Genomic DNA, 20562 nt, shown 5'->3' on the forward strand with positions numbered 1-20562 from the left:
GCGATGCGGGGCTTTCGCGTTGCGGCACCTCATTGCAATTCAGAATCGTCCGATATCAATCCGTCGCCCGATCCCCCTAGCCGTCGTTTGCTGGAAATCAGCGACGTGTACCGTGTTGTCCTGCCCAAATAACCTGTAACAGCCCATTCGAGGCGTGCTCAAATGACCAGCCGCCGGTTTGCCGTCCCATCAGTTTGTGTCACAGGCAGCGGGTTATTCATCAGTGTCACATGATAAAGGAAGCATCATGGCCAACCCCTACCGCGAACTTTTCTCCGCCCCGGGCGCCATCGGGCTAGTGATTACGAGCGCCATTGCCCGTCTGCCACAGGCAATGATCGGCATTGGCATCATCACCATGTTGGTGCAGCAGACACGACTTTATTGGCTGGCAGGCGCGGTCGCCGGTACTTATACCCTGGCGACTGCGCTTATCGGTCCGCAAGTATCGAAACTTGTCGACCGGCGGGGGCAACGCCGGGTTCTGCCCCCTTTGGCGGCCTTCAGCACCAGTATGCTGCTGGCGCTGATCATTGCCGTGTATATGAGCGCTCCGGTCACACTACTGTTTATTCTCGCGGCGTTGGCGGGCACGATGCCAAGCATGCCCGCCATGATCAGGGCACGCTGGATACAGCTTTTCCGTGGCAAGCCACAGCTACACACAGCCTTTTCCCTGGATACAGTTATCACTGAACTAGCCTTTGTCATCGGCCCACCACTTGCCATTGGTTTGAGCATCAGCTTTTTCGCCCAAGCCGGGCCCCTTGCTGCGGTCTTGTTGTTGGTGGTCGGCGTGACGGCGTTTCTTATGCAGCGGCAGACGGAACCGAAGGTGGTCGTGGGCACGGCAAGGAGCACAGGGTCGACCTTGCTTATCCCCGGCGTTCCTACCATCGTGCTCGCACTGTTGGCGATGGGCGTAATTGGAGGTTCCGTTGACGTGGCGGTTGTCGCCTTCGCCAACGCACAGGGCTGGCCGGCGTCTGCCAGCTTCATCCTGGCAACCTATGCCCTCGGCTCATTGATCGCAGGCCTGACGTTCGGCGCCTTAAGGATTTCCATGCCGATTGATCAGCAGTTTTTTATCGGGTCGCTGATAACGGCAGTCACTGCCGTGTTGCCCATTCTTTCACCGAACGTCTATGTCCTTTCCGGAATGCTATTTTTGGCAGGCATCTCCTTTGCGCCAACGATGGTCATCATCATGAATCTCGGTACGATGATTGTTCCGCCTTCCAGGATCACCGAAGGGTTTACGTGGATGTCGACCGGCGTCAGCATCGGCGTAGCGCTCGGCGGCGTATTGGCGGGCTTGGTCATCGACGTCTGCGGCGCGCAGGCAGGGTTCGGCGTCGCGATTGTCGCGGGCCTGGCCATGGTGCTGATAGTGCTTCTAGGGCTGCGTACACTGCGCACTTCGTCTGCAACTGGTCACGAAATCACCCTCCAGTGATGTGCATGACTGGACTTGATGCCTGCCTCGATTTCCAGAATCCATTCAGCGTGGAGGCGCCAGCTGGCGGGGCGTGGCAGCAATCACTGCCACGCGACTTCTCAGGTGGCCAATCAAGTCAATAGATGCCCTGGATCGATCTGCGGGGCTACCCCAATCAGTCCTACCTCCGCGTCGGGCGCAAAGATCATGTCATCTTCGTCAAGGCTTTCCCGCCAGTCCCCGACAAGCGCGATCTGGAACCAGTGGCCTTGTGCGTCCGCTTCCGCATCCTTCAGATAAGTGCGGTCCAGCTCCTTGTTGTAAACCATCTCCAGGGTAGTGCCCGTTCCATCTCCGAAGGCGGTATAGCCCAGGGTCGATACATCGATCTTGTCGTCGACCGTGAAGCCTTCGATAAGGTCGGCAAAGCTCTGGCTGCCAGTGCGATAGCTGTCCTCGGTAGAGGTATAGCGGAACACGTCGTCGTTTTGGTGGTTATCTGTCCACAACGAGATGTCGCTCCTATCCCCGCCGTTGAGGCGGTCGGCGCCCGCCCCGCCAATGATGACATCAGCTCCAGCACCACCGTTGATACGGTCATTGCCGCCCAGGCCATAGATGATTTCCGACAAGGCGGAACCGGTAATCGTATCGTTGGCCGACGTACCTTCAACCGTGGGCGCGGTGAACACCAGGTTGGTGCTGTCCAGTTGCCCCACCAGGTTGCCGTCCAAGGCCAGTTCGAACCGTTGCCCGGAGGCATCCGCGTCGTAGCTCTTGAGGTAGGTGCGGGTGCCGTCTGCGCTGGCCGTGATGGCCAAGGTGCCGTCATGGCCGTTGCCAATGCCGGTGAAGCCCAGGGCAATCAGGTCGATGCGGTCCTCAGAGGCGTCGAAGTCCTGGACCCGGTCGCTGTTGTTTTGCGTGGCAGTGCGGAAACTGTCGTTCAATTCGGAAAAACGGAAGATGTCAGCACCAGCGCCACCTTGCAAAAAGTCGCGTCCGCCGTTGCCTTGAAGCACATCATCACCCGCCAAGCCGTGGATGATTTCGGCGGCATCGGTCCCCTGCAAGATTTCTTCACCCGCATACCCGTCCACATGGAGCTTGCCGTCCTGGCTGCCGAAACGGGTATCCATACTGCCATCCGCGTTCAAGCGGATGACGCTGAAGTCCCCATTGCTCGTGCCGGCAGCCAGGATCTTGCCATCGCCCTGTACCGTCAGAGCCACAGGCGTATCGGCCTCGAAGGTCACCGTACCATTGGAGCCAAAGCCGGTATCAAAGGAGCCGTCAGCGTTAAGCCGCGCTAGAGTCGCCAAGGTGCTGCCTTGGCCATGCCCCATCACGATGATCTTGCCATCCGCCTGCACGGTGACCACTGAATCCTCGCCAAACCCCATGGCGCTGCTCAAGTAGAGGACACCGTCATCACCGAAATGGGTATCTGGCTGGCCGTCGGGGTTGAAGCGCTGCAGGGCGTACGTTGGATCGCCCACACCAGCGGCATTGTAAGCAGCCCCGATCACAACACCTCCATCTGCCTGCACCGCAGTGGAAATCCCGCCGTTGTAGTAGGCGTCTTCGGGAATGTTGACGGTCAGCACGCCATGGTTGCCAAAGCCATCGACGTACGTGCCGTCATTGCCGATCCTGGTCACTGTGGCCTGGTCAAACCCGCGGGCACTGACCTGGAACGTGCCATCGGTATTGGCCGTCAGGTCGATGTCCTTGAAGGCATGGTTGATGTCGACCGAGATAGCGCCGTTTTGGCCGAAGGTGGCATCGCGTGTCCCGTCGCTGTTGAAGCGCTCCACCTGTAGGCCGGTTTCCAGCGCTATGGCGATAAGCACCTTGCCATCGGGCTGCACCGCCGTCAGCTCGTAGCGCGACGCCGGGGCTATGGCGGCAGGTATGCTGTCCACGCCACCCTCATGGAAGCTGGTGTCCAGGCTACCGTCCGCGTTCAGGCGGATAACGGAATGGTTCTGTTCGTAGCCATAGCTTTCCTCGCCCGGTGCCCCGGGGTATCCCCATGCCAGGTACTCGGTATAGCCGCCGACCAGTATCTTGCCGTCGGGCTGGATAACGATGCTCTGGTTATCATCGAACTGGCCGGTGAGGTCGACCTGGACAGTGCCTGGGCCGGTTCTCACGGTATGGGTATTTGCCATCGTGCTGTCGGTGGTTGCCATGGGTTAGTCCTTTAACGGGTGCTGGATCCGTCACTCTAGTAGAGCGATAAGGATTCGCACGCCGCCCCATCGTTGGCACGAGCAGAGTCCGACCGGTGGTTTGTCAGGGGTTTAGGTTTATGTGTATATCCGTTTTTTTGGTAACGGCGACTTAGGGTTCCGCCCTGACGGCGGGTCACTTTCGAAAAGCGCGAAAGTAACCAAAGCGCTTTAGCCGGTATGACTCACCCACATGGGTTACAAATCAGTTCACGCACATAGGTAACAGTTTTTAACTGGCAGGGTCGATTTCGCGAGGATCTGACCATGCCCTGGAGAGAGCTGAAACCTATGGACCTGAAAGTGATGTTCATCGCGGATTATCTGTCCAAAGAGCACAGCTTAAGTCAGCTGTGCCGGGACTATGAGATCAGCCGAAAGACTGCGTACAAATGGGTTAAACGATACGAAACAGAGGGCCCCGGTGGGCTTGATGAGCGTAGCCGCCGCCGGCACAACCAAACCTATGTTGTGCCCCTGGTCGTGAAACAGGCGATCATTGAGCTTCGCTCCATTGGCGAGACGATTCCCGGCCCGAAGAAAATTCAAAACTGCCTCGTGCAGCGTTTTCCTGATCAGGATCCGCCGTCGAAAACGACCATTTATAATGTACTCAAGGCAGCTGATTTGATCACGCCTCGGCCTTTGCGCAGGCGTGTGGCTGTTTATCCCAAGCCTTTGCACAAGGCAGAGAATCCCAACCAGCTCTTCAGCGCTGATTACAAAGGTCAGTATCTGACCGGGGCAGGTGTTTGGTGCTATCCACTGACAATCATGGATCATGCCAGTCGCTTTCTACTGGCTTGCCAGAGCATGGGCAGCACCAACTTCAAGGAAACCCAGGAAACCTTCGAGCGGGTTTTTCGTGGGTATGGGCTGCCGGAACGGATTCGTACCGACAATGGCGTACCGTTTGCCAGTACGAGTCGTGCGGGGCTGTCACAGCTGTCGATCTGGTGGATGAGACTCGGGATCATCCCTGAGCGGATCGAGCCGGGCCGCCCGGATCAAAATGGGCGTCACGAGCGCATGCATCGGACGCTGAAAAGTACGTTGCCTCAACCTGCGGCTATTGCTTGGGAGGCCCAGCAACGTCATTTTGATCGTTTCAGACAGCACTACAATTACGAGCGTGGGCACGAGTCGCTGGGACAGAAAACGCCTGCTGCCTGTTATACGCCTTCAACTCGAATGTATCCCGAAACGCTGCCTGAAATGACTTATGCGAGCCATATCGAAAGTTACCTGGCCGATAGTAATGGGATCATCAATCGAGGCGGTATGAGGGTTTATGTAGGTAATTTGCTCTGTTATCAGACCATCGGCATGGAGATGATTGGTGATGGGATATGGAATGTGATCTTCGGGCCGGTGATCCTGGGTCATGTTAATGCGAGAAATGCCAAGAACGGCTACGTTTCAATCAAAGTGTCACCTATGTGAATGCACTTTTTTGTAACCCATGTGGTTGTTCCGTACAGCCCCACCACTCGGTGCCTCGCCTAGGCTCGGCATGCCCGAACGTAGGCATTGCTCCGTGGGCCGCCGCGAAGGGCCATCCATGGCCCAGCGCGGCTACCTCGGCATCCATGCCGAGGTGCCCACTGCGCAATACCTACGTTCGGCCAGCGTGGTTAATGGGGCGCCGAGATCGAGATCAAGATCCAAAGCAAAGCAAAGCAAAGCAAGAACGGGGGCACATCCGGCATCTTTGTAACTGAACTACCGCTATCGCGAGCAAGCTCGCTCCCACATGGATTCGCAGGTGTTCACAGCATCTGCACACAACACAAAAAACCTGTGGGAGCGAGCTTGCTCGCGATGAGGCCAGCCCGTTCAACATCTTCATCGACAGTGACATCGCCTTCGCGAGCAAGCCCGCTCCCACAGGAGAAGCGCGGTCCCCATCAAGAACCAGGTCGGCTATAAGGCCGCCTCGCGGTGGACGTTGATCTCGGCGCCCCGTTAACCACGCTGGCCGAACGCAGGCATTGTGGAGTGGGCATCCCGGCATGGATGCCGGGATAGCCGCGCTGGGCCATGGATGGCCCTTCGCGGCGGGCCCACGGAGCAATGCCGGAGAGAGGGCATGCCGAGCCTAGGCGAGGCACCGAGTGGTGGGGCTAAAGCGTTTTGCTTACTTTTGCGCTTCTCAAAAGTGAGCCGCCGTAAGGGCGGAACCATAAGTAGCCGTTACCGCAGAAACGGATATACACACAAACCAAAAAATCCAAAACAAGCCCCAAAAAAACAGCGCTTCCCCTCAGGAAGAAGCACAGTTTTTTCTAATCGGCACCATGGCCTCGCCCGACAATCCGACTAGAACAGATAGCCTATGTAAATCGCAGCGCCACCACCGGCCTGCAAGCCAGCGTTCATCCCGGCCATGACCACCGCCCCCTTGGCCGACTTCGCCAACCGCTGGTTGACCAAGGTAGAAGCGATGAGCGAGGTCGCCGGGTTGGCACTCAGTGCCATCGACAACGCCAGCAACTTGGGATCAAGCCCGAACAACAGCGCCGTGGCCGAACCACCGATTCCCAGGCCCACCCCTACTTCGGTGTACATGCAAGGCCCGGTGATGTCATCACTGGTCAGGTCGCGACTGACCAACGCATCGCTGACAAACACCTTGCCGGTGCTGGGAAAAGCCTCCGCGGCCCCCGCTCCACCGACGCTCTTCCCCTTGATCTGGATATTGATCTTGCCGAAACGCGGCAGCCGCGCGCCAAATCCGACACCCACCCCGACGCCGCCGTAGCGGTAGCTGATGTCCTCGCCCTCGGGCGAACGCAGGATGATCGAACCGCCACTGCCCGCCACCATGACCACAGTCAGGCCACCGCCGCTGGCGGTCTGATACTGCCAGCGACTTTCGTTGACCGGGATCGGGATGTTGTTGCTCATACCTTAAAGTCCTTTATGTGAATGAACCGCACCGCGACCGCGCTGCCGGATAGCCTTTGCCAGACCGACAAGCGTGAACACCAGACCGATAAGCCCCAGGACTCCGGAAGTGCCCCACAGCGCGGCCGAGTCATCGACGATGGCGCTGTTGGCCGGCTGCTCGGGCAGGTAATGCACCCGCACCGGCTGACCCTGCTGATAGCCGAAGATGAAGCCGCCCTGGGGGTAGGAGATTTTTTCACCACTGCTCGTGGTGAAGGCGATTTCAGGATGCGAACCGCCGGCATTCAAGTGGCTGACGATGCCATCGGCGGTCTGTGCGCTGTCGAGAAACTCGCGTCGCTCAAGCGTGAGATTGATGGCAATGCTCAACAAGCCGATACCAATCAGGGCGAACAGCAGGCCCAGCAATATCTTCCCGATGTGTGATGGGGTGTCGTTGGCCATGGCTTGTCTCAGTGTTCGTCCGTGAAGAGGGCCGTCAGGATAGCAAGAAGCGGCACGATGCCGCATCTTCAGAAAATCATTCCCGCAATCGTACGACGCCAGGAGAAGGCCTCTTAGCGGTGAGTGGTGATAAACACCCTGATCGACTACCATGCCGACCGTCGGTTCCCCCACGGGACTAATAGGGAATCCGAGATGCCTCGCACGGCATCAAACGGAACTGCCCCCGCAACTGTAGGTGCTGAGCCTGCTCCTCAATGGCCACTGGGATCACCCCGGGAAGGCTGGAGCCAGGCGCTGACGCATCAGTCAGGAGACCTGCCGGCCAAGTCTATCACTAACCGGCGGGGTGTCCGGGAAGGACATCCTTGCGCTGCTCGTCACTGGGCCGATCGGCACTTCAGTGCTTTAGCGGCAGCGTTCAACGATGTGTTTCCAGTCCGTCCCCTGCCCCGTGTACGGTCAACTGGAGATTGCATCATGCTGCTGCCCCGCCTTGCTCCCCTCGTCATTGCCCTGGGTGTGCCGAGCCTCGCCCATGCGGCCCCGACTCACTATCCCCTGACCCTCGAGAATTGCGGCAGCACGCTGACCTTTGAGCAATCACCCAGCCGTGCCGTGACCATCGGCCAGGCCGGCACTGAAATGCTCTATGCCATGGGGTTGAGCGACAAGGTGGTCGGCACTTCGCTCTGGTTCAACGATGTGCAGATGAAATACCAGGCGCAGAACGACAAGATCGAACGCCTGGCCGATAACGAGCCGAGCTTCGAGGGGGTGATCGGCAAACGTCCGCAGCTGGTGGTGGCGGAACTGGAATGGACGGTCGGACCGCAAGGCGTGGTCGGTACCCGCCAGCAGTTTCACGAACTGAAGATCCCGACCTACTTGATGCCCTCCGATTGCGAGGCCAAGGATAATCTGGTCGGTGCGGATGGCACGCGGCTGGAGGCGTTTCGCATCGACAGCATCTACAAGAGCATCAGCCAGCTGGCTGAAATCTTCGACGTACAAGAGCGCGGCCAGCAGTTGAACGCTCAACTCAAGGACAGCCTGGCGAAGTCTATCGCTACGGTGCAGGCCAAGGATCTGAAGCAGACGAGCGCGCTGTTCTGGTTCTCCAGCGCCAGTCTGGATATCGATCCCTATGTGGCTGGGCACAAGGGCGTTCCTGACTTCATGCTCAGTACCCTGGGCGTGCGCAACGTGATCGAGTCCGACGAGGAATGGCCGACTGTCGGCTGGGAAACCATCGCCAAGGCCAACCCGACCTTCCTGGTCATTGCCCGCATGGACCGCCGACGCTTTCCGGCTGACGACCATGAAAAGAAGCTGCAATTCCTGCGCAGTGACCCGGTGACCCGCAATATGGACGCGGTGAAAAACAACCGCATCATCATTCTCGATGCGATGGCCATGCAAGCCAGCATCACGATGTTCGACGGCCTGGAAACCCTCGCAACGGCCATCAGCGGCTACGACCTGCCGAAATGACTTCGACGCTGATTCGAACGTTGCTGGCATTGGTCACGCTGCTCCTGGCGGTGATTGCCGGTGTGACCATCGGTGAAACGAGCATTGAGCCTAGTGTGGTGTTCCAGGTGTTGGCCAATAAACTGTGGGCCGCCGGTTATGCCCTCGACCCGATAGATGAAGGCATCGTCTGGAACTACCGCCTGACCCGTGCGCTGGTAGCGGCGGCTTGCGGTGCGGGCCTGGCGACCTGCGGGGTGATCTTGCAATCGCTATTGCGTAACCCGTTGGCCGATCCTTACCTGCTCGGCATCTCCGCCGGCGCCTCGACAGGCGCGGTACTGGTGGCGCTGCTGGGCATTGGCGCGGGGCTGATTTCGTTGTCGGTCGGGGCCTTTATCGGGGCCGTTGCCGCGTTCGCCTTGGTCGTTTTGCTGGCCCGTGCCAGCCGCTCACCCGCTGGCACCGGGCAGATCATCCTGGCCGGGATTGCCGGCTCGCAGTTGTTCAATGCGCTCACCGCGTTTCTGATTACCAAGTCCGCCAGCTCCGAACAAGCTCGCGGCATCATGTTCTGGTTGCTGGGAAATCTCAGTGGGGTCCGTTGGCCGTCGGTGTGGCTGTCGGTGCCCGTGGCATTGATCGGTCTTGCGGTGTGCCTGTGGCATCGGCGGGCGCTGGACGCCTTTACCTTTGGCGCCGACTCGGCCGCCTCCCTTGGCATTCCGGTACGCCGGGTGCAATTTCTGCTGATCAGTTGCGCGGCACTGGTGACAGCGGTGATGGTATCGATCGTTGGCTCCATCGGTTTCGTCGGGTTGGTCATTCCCCATGCCGTGCGTTTGTTGCTGGGTACCCGGCATGCGCGCTTGTTGCCGGCGAGTGCGCTGGGTGGCGCGGTGTTTCTGATCGCCGCCGACGTCTTCTCGCGAACGCTGATCAAAGGCCAAGTGATCCCGGTCGGCGTCATCACGGCATTGGTGGGCGCTCCAGTGTTCGCGTTGATCCTGATCGGTCGGAGAAATGCCCGATGAATGCCGTCACCTCTGTCATTGGCGAATCCGTGCTGAGTTGTTCCGGCCTCGGGTTCCATGTGCGCGACGCCGAGCTGTTGCACGATATCCACCTGGACATCCGTCGGGGCGAAACCCTGGGCCTCGTCGGGCCCAACGGTTCGGGAAAATCCACACTGCTCAAACTGCTGGCGGGCGTGCGTACGCCCAGCCGGGGCGACATTCAGCTCAACAACCAGCCCCTCAAGACGCTGGCACGGCGAACCGTCGCGCAGACCCTGGCCGTGGTTGAGCAACAGGCCGACACACTGGATGCGATCAGCGTGTTCGACGCCGTTGCGTTGGGCCGAACGCCATGGTTATCGGCCTTGAGTCCGTGGTCACACGAAGACGCGGCCATCGTCCAGCAGGCGCTGTGGGACGTCGATGCGGCGCACTTGAAAAACCGCACCTGGCACAGTCTGTCCGGCGGTGAACGCCAACGTGTTCACATCGCTCGGGCCCTGGCCCAACGTCCGCAGATTCTATTGCTGGACGAACCGACCAATCACTTGGATATCCAGCATCAGCTCGCCATTCTAAAAGTGGTGCAAGCGCTACCTGTCACGACGGTCATCGCCCTGCATGACCTGAACCAGGCGTTGACCTGTGACCGCCTGGCGGTACTGGAACGGGGTCGGCTGGTGGCCCTCGGCAAACCTCTCGAGGTACTGACCCCGCAACGCTTGCAGGATACGTTCGGCGTGCACGCCCATTACCTGATCGACCCTTTCGACGGTGCGCAGATCCTGCGATTTCGTTCCGTTTGAGTGAATCTCAGGGTTCGGAAAAAACCGAACCCCAGGCAAGTGCAGGGATTCAGCCAAGCGACGGGGCGAGCCCGGAAGATAAAGCCGACACATTGGCCCGCGCCGCGTGCAGTTTTTTGTAGCTGTCGATCAGGCGCAGGTGTCTATCGAGGCCCTCCAGTTTCATGCTGGTCGGCGTCAAGCCATGGAAGCGTACGCTGCCGTCCACCGAGCCGATCGCGGCATCCATCCGTTCGTTGCCAAACATCCGGCGGAAATTGGCCTCGTAGTCTTCCAGTTCCAGGTCTTCGTCCAGCTTCATCTCCAGCACCACATTCACGGCCTGGTAGAACAACCCGCGCTCCACCGTGTTGTCGTTGTACTGCAAGAAGGTTTCCACCGCTTCCTTCGCCTCTTCGAACTGCTGCAAGGCCAGATAGATCAGCAGCTTCAACTCCAGGATCGTTAGCTGGCCCCAAGCCGTGTTGTCATCGAACTCGATGCCGATCAAGGTGGTGATGTCGGTGTAGTCGTCCAGCTCGCTTTCCACCAGACGCTCGACCAGCGCTTGCAGTTCGTCTTCGTCCAGGCGATGCAGATTCAGGATGTCGGCGCGGAAAAACAGCGCTTTGTTGGTGTTATCCCAGACCAGATCGTCCACGGGATAGATTTCCGAATAGCCCGGCACCAGGATACGGCACGCTTTCGCGCCGATGTGCTCGTAGACCGCCATGTACACTTGCTTGCCCATGCCTTCGAGAATGCCGAACAAGGTCGCGGCTTCCTCGGCATTCGAGTTTTCACCCTGGCCGGAGAAGTCCCACTCCACGAACTCGTAATCTGACTTGGCGCTGAAAAAACGCCACGACACCACGCCGCTGGAGTCGATGAAGTGCTCGACGAAGTTATTCGGCTCGGTCACCGCATGACCTTCGAACGTCGGCTGGGGCAAGTCGTTGAGGCCTTCGAAACTGCGGCCCTGCAACAATTCGGTCAGGCTGCGTTCCAGCGCCACTTCCAGGCTCGGGTGTGCGCCGAACGAGGCAAACACACCGCCGGTCCGCGGGTTCATCAACGTGACGCACATCACCGGGAATTCGCCCCCCAGGGAGGCATCCTTCACCAGGACGGGGAACCCCTGCTCTTCCAGCGCCTGAATACCGGCCATTATCCCCGGGTACTTCGCCAGCACGTTGGCCGGTACATCGGGCAGTGCAAATTCACCTTCGATGATCTCGCGTTTGACCGCACGCTCGAAAATCTCCGACAGACACTGCACCTGAGCTTCGGCCAGGGTGTTACCCGCACTCATGCCATTGCTCAGGAACAGGTTTTCAATCAGGTTGGACGGAAAATACACCACCTCGCCGTCCGACTGGCGCACGTACGGCAGCGAGCAGATGCCGCGCTCTTCATTACCCGAATTGGTGTCGATCAGGTGGGAGCCGCGCAGTTCGCCGTCGCGGTTGTAGATTTTCAGGCAGTACTCGTCGAGGATTTCCGCCGGCAGCGCATCTTTACGGCCAGGCTTGAACCAGCGTTCGTCCGGGTAATGCACAAACGCCGCATTGGCGATGTCTTCGCCCCAGAACTGATCGTTGTAGAAAAAGTTGCAGTTGAGCCGCTCGATAAACTCGCCCAACGCCGACGCCAGTGCGCTCTCTTTGGTCGCACCCTTGCCATTGGTAAAACACATCGGCGAGTGGGCGTCGCGAATATGCAGAGACCACACATTGGGCACGATATTGCGCCACGAAGCGATCTCGATCTTCATGCCCAGGTCCGCCAGAATGCCCGACATATTGGCGATGGTTTGCTCCAGCGGCAGGTCCTTGCCGGCGATATAGGTGCCGGTTTGGGAAACCGAATTGGGCATCAGCAATGCCTGGGCATCGGCGTCGAGGTTTTCCACCTCTTCAATGACAAACTCAGGCCCGGCTTGCACGACCTTCTTCACCGTGCAACGGTCGATGGAACGCAAAATGCCTTGGCGGTCTTTGTCGCTGATATCTGCCGGGAGCTCGACCTGGATCTTGAAGATCTGGTTGTAGCGATTTTCCGGATCGACAATATTGTTCTGCGACAGGCGAATGTTATCGGTGGGAATATTGCGCGTCTGGCAATACAACTTCACAAAGTAAGCCGCGCACAACGCCGATGAAGCCAAAAAGTAATCGAACGGCCCGGGGGCCGAGCCATCGCCTTTGTAGCGGATAGGTTGATCGGCCACCACCGTAAAGTCATCAAACTTGGCTTCAAGTCGAAGGTTGTCGAGAAAGTTGACCTTGATTTCCATACGGGATTACCAGAATAGCGAGCAAAAAATAGGCGGCCATTATCCGCCTTTTCAATCGGAAGTCTTGTGCTTTAGCCCGCCATCGCCAAGCGGGTTGCCCTCACGCGCCATGCCTGGTGCTCAATGAAAAAAAACCGAAGCACAGTGAAGGGCTTCGGTTGGGTGTCATGCCGCTAAAGCATCAAGCCAATTCTTTACGCAGACGCCGTGCCGCGCTGACCATGTGCACCAGCGCCGCTTCGGTTTCCTGCCAGCCACGGGTTTTCAGGCCGCAGTCGGGATTGACCCATAGACGCTCGGCGGGAATACGCTTGGCGGCTTTACGCAACAAGTTGGCCATTTCCGAGGCATCCGGAACCCGTGGCGAATGGATGTCGTAGACTCCGGGGCCTATGTCATTCGGGTAGTCGAAGGCCTCGAACGCATCCAGCAATTCCATGTCCGAACGCGAAGTCTCGATGGTGATGACGTCGGCATCCATGTCCGCGATGGACTTGATGACGTCGTTGAACTCGCTGTAGCACATGTGTGTATGGATCTGCGTTTCGTCACGCACGCCAGATGCGCTCAGGCGGAACGCCTCCACTGCCCAGTCCAGGTAAGCCTGCCATTGCGCCCGGCGCAGAGGCAGACCTTCGCGGAACGCTGCTTCGTCGATCTGCACGATCTTGATGCCGGCCGTTTCCAGGTCGAGCACTTCATCTCGCAGGGCCAAGGCCAGTTGTCGGGCCTGGACTTTGCGCGATACATCTTCGCGCGGGAACGACCACATCAGCATGGTCACCGGCCCGGTCAGCATGCCTTTCATGACCTTGTCAGTCAGGCCTTGCGCATAGCGAATCCACTCCACCGTCATGGCTTTCGGACGACTCAGGTCACCGACAATCACCGCGGGCTTGACACAACGCGAACCGTAGCTTTGCACCCAACCGAAACGGGTGAACGCATAGCCGTCCAGTTGCTCGGCGAAGTATTCGACCATGTCGTTACGCTCGGCTTCGCCGTGTACCAGCACATCCAGCCCCAAGCGTTCCTGGACCAGGACCGCGTGACGGATCTCACTGTGCATCGCGTCGGTGTATTGCGCTTCGCTCAACTTGCCTTGTTTAAACGACTGGCGAGCGAGGCGAATAGAGGCGGTTTGCGGGAACGATCCGATGGTGGTGGTCGGGAATAACGGCAGGTTCAAACCCGCGCGTTGCTTCTCGATTCGTTGGGCAAACAGGGAATGGCGCTGGCTGTCCCTGGCGGTGATCGCGGCAACACGCGCCTGCACAGCCGGCTTATGAATACGTGGCGAGGCCGCACGGTCAGCCTGGACGGCGCGACTTTGTGCCAGTGCCTGAAGCACCTTCGCAGCTTCCGGCTCATTCACGGCCTGGGCCAGCACCGCGACTTCTTCGCACTTCTGCACGGCAAAGGCCAGCCAGCTTTTCAGTTCGGTATCGAGCTTATCTTCACGGTCCAGGTCGACCGGGCTGTGCAACAACGAGCAGGACGGTGCGACCCACAAGCGATCACCCAGACGCTCATTGGCATGTTGCAGCGTGGCCAATGCGGCTTCCAGGTCGCAACGCCATACGTTACGGCCGTTGACCAAGCCCAGCGACAGCACTTTGTAGGCGGGCAGGCGATCCAGAATCGTCGGGTACTGTTCCGGGGCACGCACCAGGTCGATGTGCAAACCATCGACCGGCAGGTTGGCGGCCAGGCCCAGGTTCTCCTCCAGACCACCGAAGTAGGTGGCGACCAGCTTTTTCAACGGATCACGCTGAATCAAGTTGTAGGCACGCTCAAAAGCGTTTTTCCATTCTTGCGGCAGATCGAGGACCAGGATCGGCTCGTCGATTTGCACCCACTCGACGCCCTGTGCGGCCAGGCGCTGGAAGATCTGGCCGTACAGCGGTAGCAGACGATCCAGCAGTTCAAGCTTGTCGAAGTCGGCCCCCTTGGCCTTGCCCAGCCACAGGTAAGTCAGCGGACCAATGATCACTGGCTTGACGGTGTGACCCAGTGCCAGGGCTTCTTCGACTTCTTCGAACAGTTGATCCCAGCCGAGCTGGAACTGCTGGTCCGCGCTGAATTCAGGGACGAGGTAATGGTAGTTCGTGTCGAACCACTTGGTCATTTCCTGGGCATGCGCACCGCCACAGCAGCTGTCGCTGACGCCGCGCGCCATGCCGAACAGGGTGTGCAACGAAGCCTGGCCATCCGCTGGACGGAAGCGCTCAGGGATCACACCGAACATCAGGGAATGGGTGAGGACCTGGTCATACCAGGCAAAGTCGCCGACCGGCAACAGCTCAATGCCAGCGTTCTTCTGCAAGTCCCAGTGGGTTTTGCGCAGCTCACGACCAACGGCACGCAAACCCTCTTCGTTTAGCTCGCCCTTCCAGAAAGCCTCTTGTGCTTTCTTCAGTTCGCGGTCGCGGCCAATGCGCGGAAATCCAAGGGAATGGGCCAATGCCATGACAAATATCTCCAATGTGCTTGATTGGCGCCATTGTCGACAGTTACCACCTAGTGAGACAAACTCAATTTAATCCTGATGATCACAAGTTTCCTTCATGATCATAAAGTCGATACTCGCCACATGAAAACTCGTTTAGCCGCTATGGGCTCAGGTGGTTTGACTCACCAACGGCAACCTCACCACGAACTCGCTCCCCTGACCATCGCCCGCGCTCTTGCCAATCACCGTGCCACCGTGGCTTTCGACCAATTCGCGCACCACCGTCAGGCCAATGCCCAGGCCCGCACCGTTGAAACCGATGGCGTGAACGTCCTGCACAAACGGCTCGAAGATGAACGGCAGCGCCTTGGCCGAGATGCCTATGCCGGTATCGCGGATGCTTATTTCCACTGCGTCGACTTCGACGGTGACCGAAAGTGTGACGGTCCCGCCTGCGGGGGTGTACTTGGCCGCGTTGCCCAACAGATTGCCGAGAACCTGCGCGAGCCGTACCGGATCGCCGTTCATCGACAAGACGCACTCCGGCAGTTTGGCGCTGAAGTGCAAATCCCCAGAGATCATGACCGGCCCAAAAATCTCCATGGCCTCATGAATGACCTGAAGCATATCGACCCTGTGACAATCGAGGCGAAGCTTGCCGGTCTTGACGCGAGAGACGTCAAGCAAGTCTTCGATTAATCGGGACATGTGCCGCACTTGGCCTTCAATTAACTTCTGCATGCGGGGTAGCTCCTCACTGGGCACCCGCACCAGTCGACCGGCAATCATCCTGATGGGGTTCAGCGGGTTGCGCAGCTCATGGGCCACCAAGGCAAGGACGTTCCGCTGGCGCTCCAACGCGCGTTCGGCCGAGGTTCTCAGGTGTTGCGCACTGAGGGCGGCGATGACCAAGAGCTCATTGGCTTCGCGCATATCCAGGTACAGCTGTTGTTCTACCGGCGTGTTTTTTGGCTTTTCCGCCTCGGACTGGGCCGACAGAATCGCCAGGACCAACTGTTGGTTGGCCTCGATCAATTGCTCGATCTGTCGCTTATCGGCGATTTGGGTGTTGGCATCGCTCAGTTCCTTGTGCAACGCCGCCAGCACCGCCCGCGCCTCGACGGTTTTCTGGCCAAGCAGGAACAGTTCGCGAGCGACCGTGGCCATCGCTTGCTCGTTCTTGTCATTGGCCTCATCCATGATTTTGACTCATCCACTGCCTTTGACAGCAAGCTGCCGGGTTGGCCGGCCGCCGAGCAATCCTTCTTGATCGGGCAACATTTCACCGATCTGTAAGCCGTCATCGTCGATACGATACAGGCGTAGCTCATCGGAATGGGCGCTGGCCCGTACCTTGACCACGGCCATGATGCGCAATAGACGACTCTGCACTTCAATGTAGCGCTGAACGATGATGGCGTCGGTGAGAAAAGCCGTGCCGTAAGGACTGAAGCGCAGGTCAGTGTAGCGGTCTTCCAGCTCCGAGGTCAGCAAGACACTGACGCCAGCGCTGGTCAACGCGGTGACCATGCGCGACAGCGACTCGCGGAAGTCCTCGCGAAAGGTCGGCGCCAGCGCCAGTTCGAAGCCCGACAGCGAATCAATGACTACCCGAGTCGCTTTCAGGCGGGCGATTTCGCCCAGCAGCAGGTGCACGATTTCGTCGATGGACAGGTCCGGTGCCCGGCTATCCACCAGCCCGACTTTTCCACATTGAATCAAGTTGGCCAGGGTGGCGTTCTGGGAGTGATTAGGACGTTGTTCAAACACCGCGATCACGCCGGTTTCGCCGTTTCGCGCGCCTTCGGCGAGGAAGGACGCCGCCAGGATGCTCTTGCCCGAACCGGACGGGCCCGCCACTAACAAGGAATAACCGCACGGCAACCCACCGCCGAGCATCTCATCGAGCTGCGGCACGCCCATGGCCAGGCGCTTGATGGGGAATTCCAGCGGGGCTTCGACCGGATTGAAGGGCGCGGGGGCAAAGACCTTGATCCCCGACGAGGCGATACGGAAAGTGTGCAGACCTGGCAACGTCGGCTGGCCGCGCATCTTCATGATTTCCATCTTGCGCACCATGGAATTGCGCTGAACGCTCTGGCGCAGCCAGATCAGCCCATCGGCCACGGTGAAAATCGGGTTGGTATCGGTTTCGGTGAAATATTCGCCGATCAGGAACGTCGTGGCCTGCCAGGTGGTCATCAGCATGCCCAGTTGCTGGACGAACTGCGGCAGGTTGTTATTCGGGTTGTCCTGGGTCTGGCTGGCCAGCACCACCGAACGGAACGAATCAACGAACACCAGCGCCGGGGAGTGAGCCTCCACCTCGCTGACAATGCGTCGCAGCACTTCGTCCAGGTCCCCGGCCAGGGTGTCGTCAGCCAGGTTGACGTAGCGGATCGACTGATTGATCGCCTCGCTGTCGAAGAAATCGAACTGCTGCTGGTAGCGCAGCATCTTCAGCGGCGGCTCGCCCAGTACAGTAAAAAATAGCGCGGGACGCTCAGGGGTGGCCAGGGCAAACATCATCTGGTGCGCGAGGGTGGTCTTGCCACAACCGGGCGGACCGGCGATCAGGTTGAACGAAAACTCTGGCAACCCTCCGCCCAAGACCTCGTCCAGTCCTGGCACGCCGGTGGCCAAGCGGTTGATAGTCACTTTGGTGCTCATGGCGAATTTTCCTGCGAAGGGGTGTCGCTCAAGGAAGGTTCCCACACGCCACGAAGCAAACGTGCGGTGAGCGAAGGCCCGATCAACGTGGTCAGCAACTCGTAGAAGATGGTCAGCAGCATTTCACCGAAAAACAGCGCATCGGCTTCACTTTGCTCGACGAGTACGGATTTAAGGGCCGTCAGGACCTGGCCGGCCTGCACCCTGTCGCAGGGGCCGGTCAGACGCGGATGAGTGGACCCACACAGATGCAAGCTGCGGCGATAGAGCGCGGCAACTCCTTGTTGACCAATGACGGGCGTGAGGGCCGCCTCTATATCCTGCAGAATTGAAATGATCGCGTGGGCGGTCTTTGCAATGTCAGCGTTGGGGCCAACGCGGTGCGTCAGAGAAGCTACGATCTGACGGCTCTCTTCGCTTAGCGTGGACATGGCTAACTGATATCCGATGGGCAGGTATGGATAGTACACCCTCAGGAGCGTTATCGAGGCCCTATGGGACAAAGCATTGCAATTGCGATCAGTTACGGTCAGTCAGTCAAACCGCCCCGGCCAAGCGCAGAAACAGAAAATCCCCGTCAACATTGGCTGATGCGGGGATTTTGTGTCATTACATTACAGATTCCCTTGGAGCCGGCAGGAAAATCCACTAACCCCTTTTGACTTTGAAGCGACCCAGCACACGCTGCATCAGTGAGGCCCGCTCCGAAAGGTCCTTGGCGGCTACCGCACATTCTTGTGAGTTGGACTGGTTTTTCTGCGTCACTTCATCGATCTGTTCCAAGCCGATGCTGGCCTGCTGCAAACCGGAAGCCTGCTCGCTGGAGGCCTGGTAGATCAGCGAAACCAGGTTGGAAACCGCGCTGGTTCCATGAACGATGTTTTTCAGCGATTCGGCGGTCCGCCCCGCGATAATCATGCCGCGCTGGGTCTTGCTCGAGGAGTCGGCGATCAACGCGGCTGTCTGCTGGGCGGCTTCGGCGCTGCGGGCGGCCAGGCTACGCACTTCATCGGCGACCACGGCAAAACCGCGCCCAAGCTCACCAGCCCGGGCCGCTTCGATAGCCGCGTTCAAGGCCAGCAGATTGGTTTGTGCGGCAATGTTGTCGATGGTGGTGATGATCGCGGTGATGTCCTTGCCCGAATTGTCGATTTCGGCCATGGCGGCAATCAGCTCACTCATCAGTTTGTCGCTTTCTCCCGCATCGGCACGCGAGGCCTGGGACTGCTCATCGGCTTTCTTGGCGTTGGCGGCGTTGTCCCGGGTCTGCGCGGCCATCTGTGTCATCACCGCGCTGATCTCGGTGATGGACGACGCCGAGTTGGACGCGCCATCGGACAATGACTGGCTCAGATCGGTGACCTGCGCCGAGCTGCCGGTGATCTGGGTGGCACTGGTCTGGACCTCGGAAATCAGCTGGTTCAGGTTACTGACCATCTTCTCCAATGACTTGCCGAGGGTATCGTGGGGCGACGACAAGCGGACCTCCAGGTCCAGATCCCCTTCGGAAATACGCTCGGCCACCCTGACCTGCCGTTGCAGGCTTTCGGACATGTCATTGAGTGCGGCAGACAGTTGCCCGACTTCATCCTCGGATTGCTGCACCAGGCGGCGCGAGAAATCGCCCAGGCTGATGTTGGCGGCCAACGCCGCGGCCTCGCGAATCGGCCCGACGATTTTCGCCGTGGCGAACCAGAGGGCGACCAACGCCAACAGGGAAATGCCCAGCCCTACCGACACTTGCCAGATGCTGTTGTTGATACTGCGCGCTTGCAACTCCTGCTCCAGGGCAATGGCCTGGGCCATGACCACGGCCTTGGGCAAGCGAATCAGCACCGCCCAGGGCTTGCCTGTGCGACCGAGCGCAATGGGCATCAGCACTTCGATGTTCTGAGTTTGCGGATTGAGCAAGCCGTTACCACGACCACCTTGGATATCGCTGAGCACTTTTTCCCAGGCGTCAGGCAGCAAGGCCTTGATCGGCTGGCCGATCAGGTCGGTCCGCTGGCTGTCCGCGACCACCAAGCCCTGGTTACTCAAGATCGAAACCGTGCCTTTGCCGCCGTAGAGCTCGGCAGACATCTGTTCGCTGAGTTTCTGGATAAAGGCGATATCGAAGTCAGCCCCGACCACACCGTAGAACTTGCCGTTGGCCACGATTGGCACCGACAAGGTGGTCAGCCAGACGTTTTTACCCTGGACCACATAAGGAATAGGGTCCAGCACGCTTTCCTTCAGGGTGTCGCGCGGACCACTGTACCAGCCACCCTTGGGCACACCATTAGGATGCCGGTCTGGAGAGTCGTACTCGACCAACGGCTGCACCGCGACATGGCCACCGGCGCTGCGCGTCCAGTAAGGCGTGAAACGCCCTGTCAGCGGATTATTGCCATCTTGAGCATTACGGAACGCGAGATCCTGTCCGTCCAGCGCATCCGGTTCCCAGCAGGAATAGGTGCCGTTGAAGTCGGGGTTGTCCTTGAGGACGCTGAGCAACACGGTGTTGATCTGTTCACGCCCCAATGCCAGAGGGCTTTGCGCAACCTTGCTGGCGGCAAAGGCATTGGCCATGGTGCGAGCGGCGTCCAGCGCATTCTGCAACTTGGCCTGGATGACGTTGGCACGGGACTCGGCCAGGTTCTGGATTTCCCGGATCGTTGATTTTTCAACCAGCGCCGAGACTTCGGAAGCGACGTATTGCTCGTTGGTCCGAGCGGTAAAGAGCCCGTAGACAACCAGGCTGATGGATGAAACAAACAGGCAAATGCCTGCCGTGACACAAATGCGTGCCTGCAATGACTTGAACTTCATATCATCCCCTGCCTGATTCTATTTATTGCCAAC

14 protein-coding genes, 2 pseudogenes and 1 riboswitch are annotated in these 20562 nt (G+C 58.9%); of the genes and pseudogenes, 6 read left to right on the forward strand and 10 right to left on the reverse strand.

Going from position 1 to position 20562, the window contains the following annotated elements; all coding sequences use genetic code 11:
- Positions 1-247: 247 nt before the first annotated feature.
- A complete protein-coding gene (locus LOY70_RS24880; protein WP_265030011.1) occupies positions 248-1456 on the forward strand; it encodes an MFS transporter in 1209 nt (402 codons plus the stop codon).
- 113 nt (positions 1457-1569) lie between these two features.
- On the opposite strand, the gene LOY70_RS24885 is transcribed toward LOY70_RS24880, so the two are convergent.
- Positions 1570-3633 carry a calcium-binding protein gene (locus LOY70_RS24885; RefSeq protein WP_265030013.1) on the reverse strand — a complete coding sequence of 688 codons (2064 nt, stop codon included), beginning with the start codon at positions 3631-3633 and terminating at the stop codon, positions 1570-1572.
- A 306-nt stretch (positions 3634-3939) separates the two neighbouring features.
- On the opposite strand from LOY70_RS24885, the gene LOY70_RS24890 reads away from it, so the two are divergent.
- Positions 3940-5115 carry an integrase core domain-containing protein gene (locus LOY70_RS24890; protein ID WP_265030014.1) on the forward strand — a complete coding sequence of 392 codons (1176 nt, stop codon included), beginning with the start codon at positions 3940-3942 and terminating at the stop codon, positions 5113-5115.
- 118 nt (positions 5116-5233) lie between these two features.
- A pseudogene (locus tag LOY70_RS24895) lies at positions 5234-5320 on the forward strand (nucleoid-structuring protein H-NS); the annotation flags it as partial.
- 671 nt (positions 5321-5991) lie between these two features.
- On the opposite strand, the gene LOY70_RS24900 reads toward LOY70_RS24895, so the two are convergent.
- Entirely contained in the window at positions 5992-6579 is a 588-nt protein-coding gene (locus tag LOY70_RS24900) for a hypothetical protein (RefSeq protein WP_265030016.1), read from the reverse strand.
- Positions 6580-6582: 3 nt separating this feature from the next.
- Positions 6583-7026, reverse strand: coding sequence for a DUF3592 domain-containing protein (locus LOY70_RS24905; RefSeq protein ID WP_265030018.1), 444 nt, complete (start codon positions 7024-7026; stop codon positions 6583-6585).
- 145 nt (positions 7027-7171) lie between these two features.
- A riboswitch (cobalamin riboswitch) is annotated at positions 7172-7367 on the forward strand.
- A 139-nt stretch (positions 7368-7506) separates the two neighbouring features.
- Between LOY70_RS24905 and LOY70_RS24910 the strand changes: the two genes are divergently transcribed.
- Genes LOY70_RS24910 through LOY70_RS24920 form a run of 3 tightly spaced genes read left to right on the forward strand, consistent with a single transcriptional unit; the run spans position 7507 to position 10321 of the window.
- Positions 7507-8520 (forward strand): ABC transporter substrate-binding protein, encoded by a 1014-nt coding sequence (locus tag LOY70_RS24910; protein WP_265030019.1) that lies wholly within the window; start codon positions 7507-7509, stop codon positions 8518-8520.
- An 8-nt stretch (positions 8521-8528) separates the two neighbouring features.
- Positions 8529-9533, forward strand: coding sequence for a FecCD family ABC transporter permease (locus LOY70_RS24915; protein ID WP_405045707.1), 1005 nt, complete (start codon positions 8529-8531; stop codon positions 9531-9533).
- On the forward strand, positions 9530-10321 hold the full coding sequence (locus LOY70_RS24920) for an ABC transporter ATP-binding protein (protein ID WP_265030023.1): 792 nt from the start codon (positions 9530-9532) through the stop codon (positions 10319-10321). Before LOY70_RS24915 ends, LOY70_RS24920 begins: the two co-directional genes overlap by 4 nt.
- A gap of 49 nt (positions 10322-10370) precedes the next feature.
- Here the strand turns inward: LOY70_RS24920 and LOY70_RS24925 are convergent, their stop codons facing one another.
- From LOY70_RS24925 to LOY70_RS30280, 7 genes and pseudogenes are all read right to left on the reverse strand, one after another.
- Positions 10371-12596, reverse strand: a complete 2226-nt coding sequence (locus LOY70_RS24925; protein ID WP_265030025.1) for an OsmC domain/YcaO domain-containing protein — start codon at positions 12594-12596, stop codon at positions 10371-10373.
- Between the two features lie 181 nt (positions 12597-12777).
- Positions 12778-15066: a 5-methyltetrahydropteroyltriglutamate--homocysteine S-methyltransferase gene (gene metE, locus LOY70_RS24930; RefSeq protein WP_265030026.1), complete on the reverse strand. Its 2289-nt coding sequence runs from the start codon at positions 15064-15066 to the stop codon at positions 12778-12780.
- A 150-nt stretch (positions 15067-15216) separates the two neighbouring features.
- The gene (locus LOY70_RS24935) at positions 15217-16248 is read right to left on the reverse strand and encodes a sensor histidine kinase (protein ID WP_265030028.1); all 1032 of its coding nucleotides are present in this window, start codon (positions 16246-16248) and stop codon (positions 15217-15219) included.
- A gap of 9 nt (positions 16249-16257) precedes the next feature.
- Positions 16258-17718, reverse strand: coding sequence for an ATPase domain-containing protein (locus tag LOY70_RS24940; protein WP_265030029.1), 1461 nt, complete (start codon positions 17716-17718; stop codon positions 16258-16260).
- Positions 17715-18149, reverse strand: coding sequence for a hypothetical protein (locus LOY70_RS24945; protein WP_025215473.1), 435 nt, complete (start codon positions 18147-18149; stop codon positions 17715-17717). The genes LOY70_RS24940 and LOY70_RS24945 overlap by 4 nt, the downstream gene beginning before the upstream one ends.
- Before the next feature lie 217 nt (positions 18150-18366).
- Positions 18367-19272, reverse strand: a complete 906-nt coding sequence (locus LOY70_RS30275) for a methyl-accepting chemotaxis protein (RefSeq protein ID WP_371857833.1) — start codon at positions 19270-19272, stop codon at positions 18367-18369.
- Positions 19267-20529: pseudogene (locus tag LOY70_RS30280) on the reverse strand (HAMP domain-containing protein); the annotation flags it as partial. The pseudogene LOY70_RS30280 and the gene LOY70_RS30275, both read right to left, overlap by 6 nt.
- Between the last annotated feature and the right edge of the window lie 33 nt (positions 20530-20562).

It is taken from the genome of Pseudomonas sp. B21-054, from assembly GCF_026016345.1.
Classification (GTDB): domain Bacteria; phylum Pseudomonadota; class Gammaproteobacteria; order Pseudomonadales; family Pseudomonadaceae; genus Aquipseudomonas.

What these genes read in the sequence shown, in the direction of transcription:
- LOY70_RS24900 (WP_265030016.1), bottom strand. Translation starts at nt 6,579, where the DNA reads ATGAGCAACAACATCCCGATCCCGGTCAACGAAAGTCGCTGGCAGTAT.
- LOY70_RS24885 (WP_265030013.1), bottom strand. Translation starts at nt 3,633, where the DNA reads ATGGCAACCACCGACAGCACGATGGCAAATACCCATACCGTGAGAACC.
- metE (WP_265030026.1), bottom strand. Translation starts at nt 15,066, where the DNA reads ATGGCATTGGCCCATTCCCTTGGATTTCCGCGCATTGGCCGCGACCGC.
- LOY70_RS24910 (WP_265030019.1), top strand. Translation starts at nt 7,507, where the DNA reads ATGCTGCTGCCCCGCCTTGCTCCCCTCGTCATTGCCCTGGGTGTGCCG.
- LOY70_RS24890 (WP_265030014.1), top strand. Translation starts at nt 3,940, where the DNA reads ATGCCCTGGAGAGAGCTGAAACCTATGGACCTGAAAGTGATGTTCATC.
- LOY70_RS24945 (WP_025215473.1), bottom strand. Translation starts at nt 18,149, where the DNA reads ATGTCCACGCTAAGCGAAGAGAGCCGTCAGATCGTAGCTTCTCTGACG.
- LOY70_RS30275 (WP_371857833.1), bottom strand. Translation starts at nt 19,272, where the DNA reads ATGTCCGAAAGCCTGCAACGGCAGGTCAGGGTGGCCGAGCGTATTTCC.
- LOY70_RS24935 (WP_265030028.1), bottom strand. Translation starts at nt 16,248, where the DNA reads ATGGATGAGGCCAATGACAAGAACGAGCAAGCGATGGCCACGGTCGCT.
- LOY70_RS24905 (WP_265030018.1), bottom strand. Translation starts at nt 7,026, where the DNA reads ATGGCCAACGACACCCCATCACACATCGGGAAGATATTGCTGGGCCTG.
- LOY70_RS24925 (WP_265030025.1), bottom strand. Translation starts at nt 12,596, where the DNA reads ATGGAAATCAAGGTCAACTTTCTCGACAACCTTCGACTTGAAGCCAAG.
- LOY70_RS24920 (WP_265030023.1), top strand. Translation starts at nt 9,530, where the DNA reads ATGAATGCCGTCACCTCTGTCATTGGCGAATCCGTGCTGAGTTGTTCC.
- LOY70_RS24880 (WP_265030011.1), top strand. Translation starts at nt 248, where the DNA reads ATGGCCAACCCCTACCGCGAACTTTTCTCCGCCCCGGGCGCCATCGGG.
- LOY70_RS24940 (WP_265030029.1), bottom strand. Translation starts at nt 17,718, where the DNA reads ATGAGCACCAAAGTGACTATCAACCGCTTGGCCACCGGCGTGCCAGGA.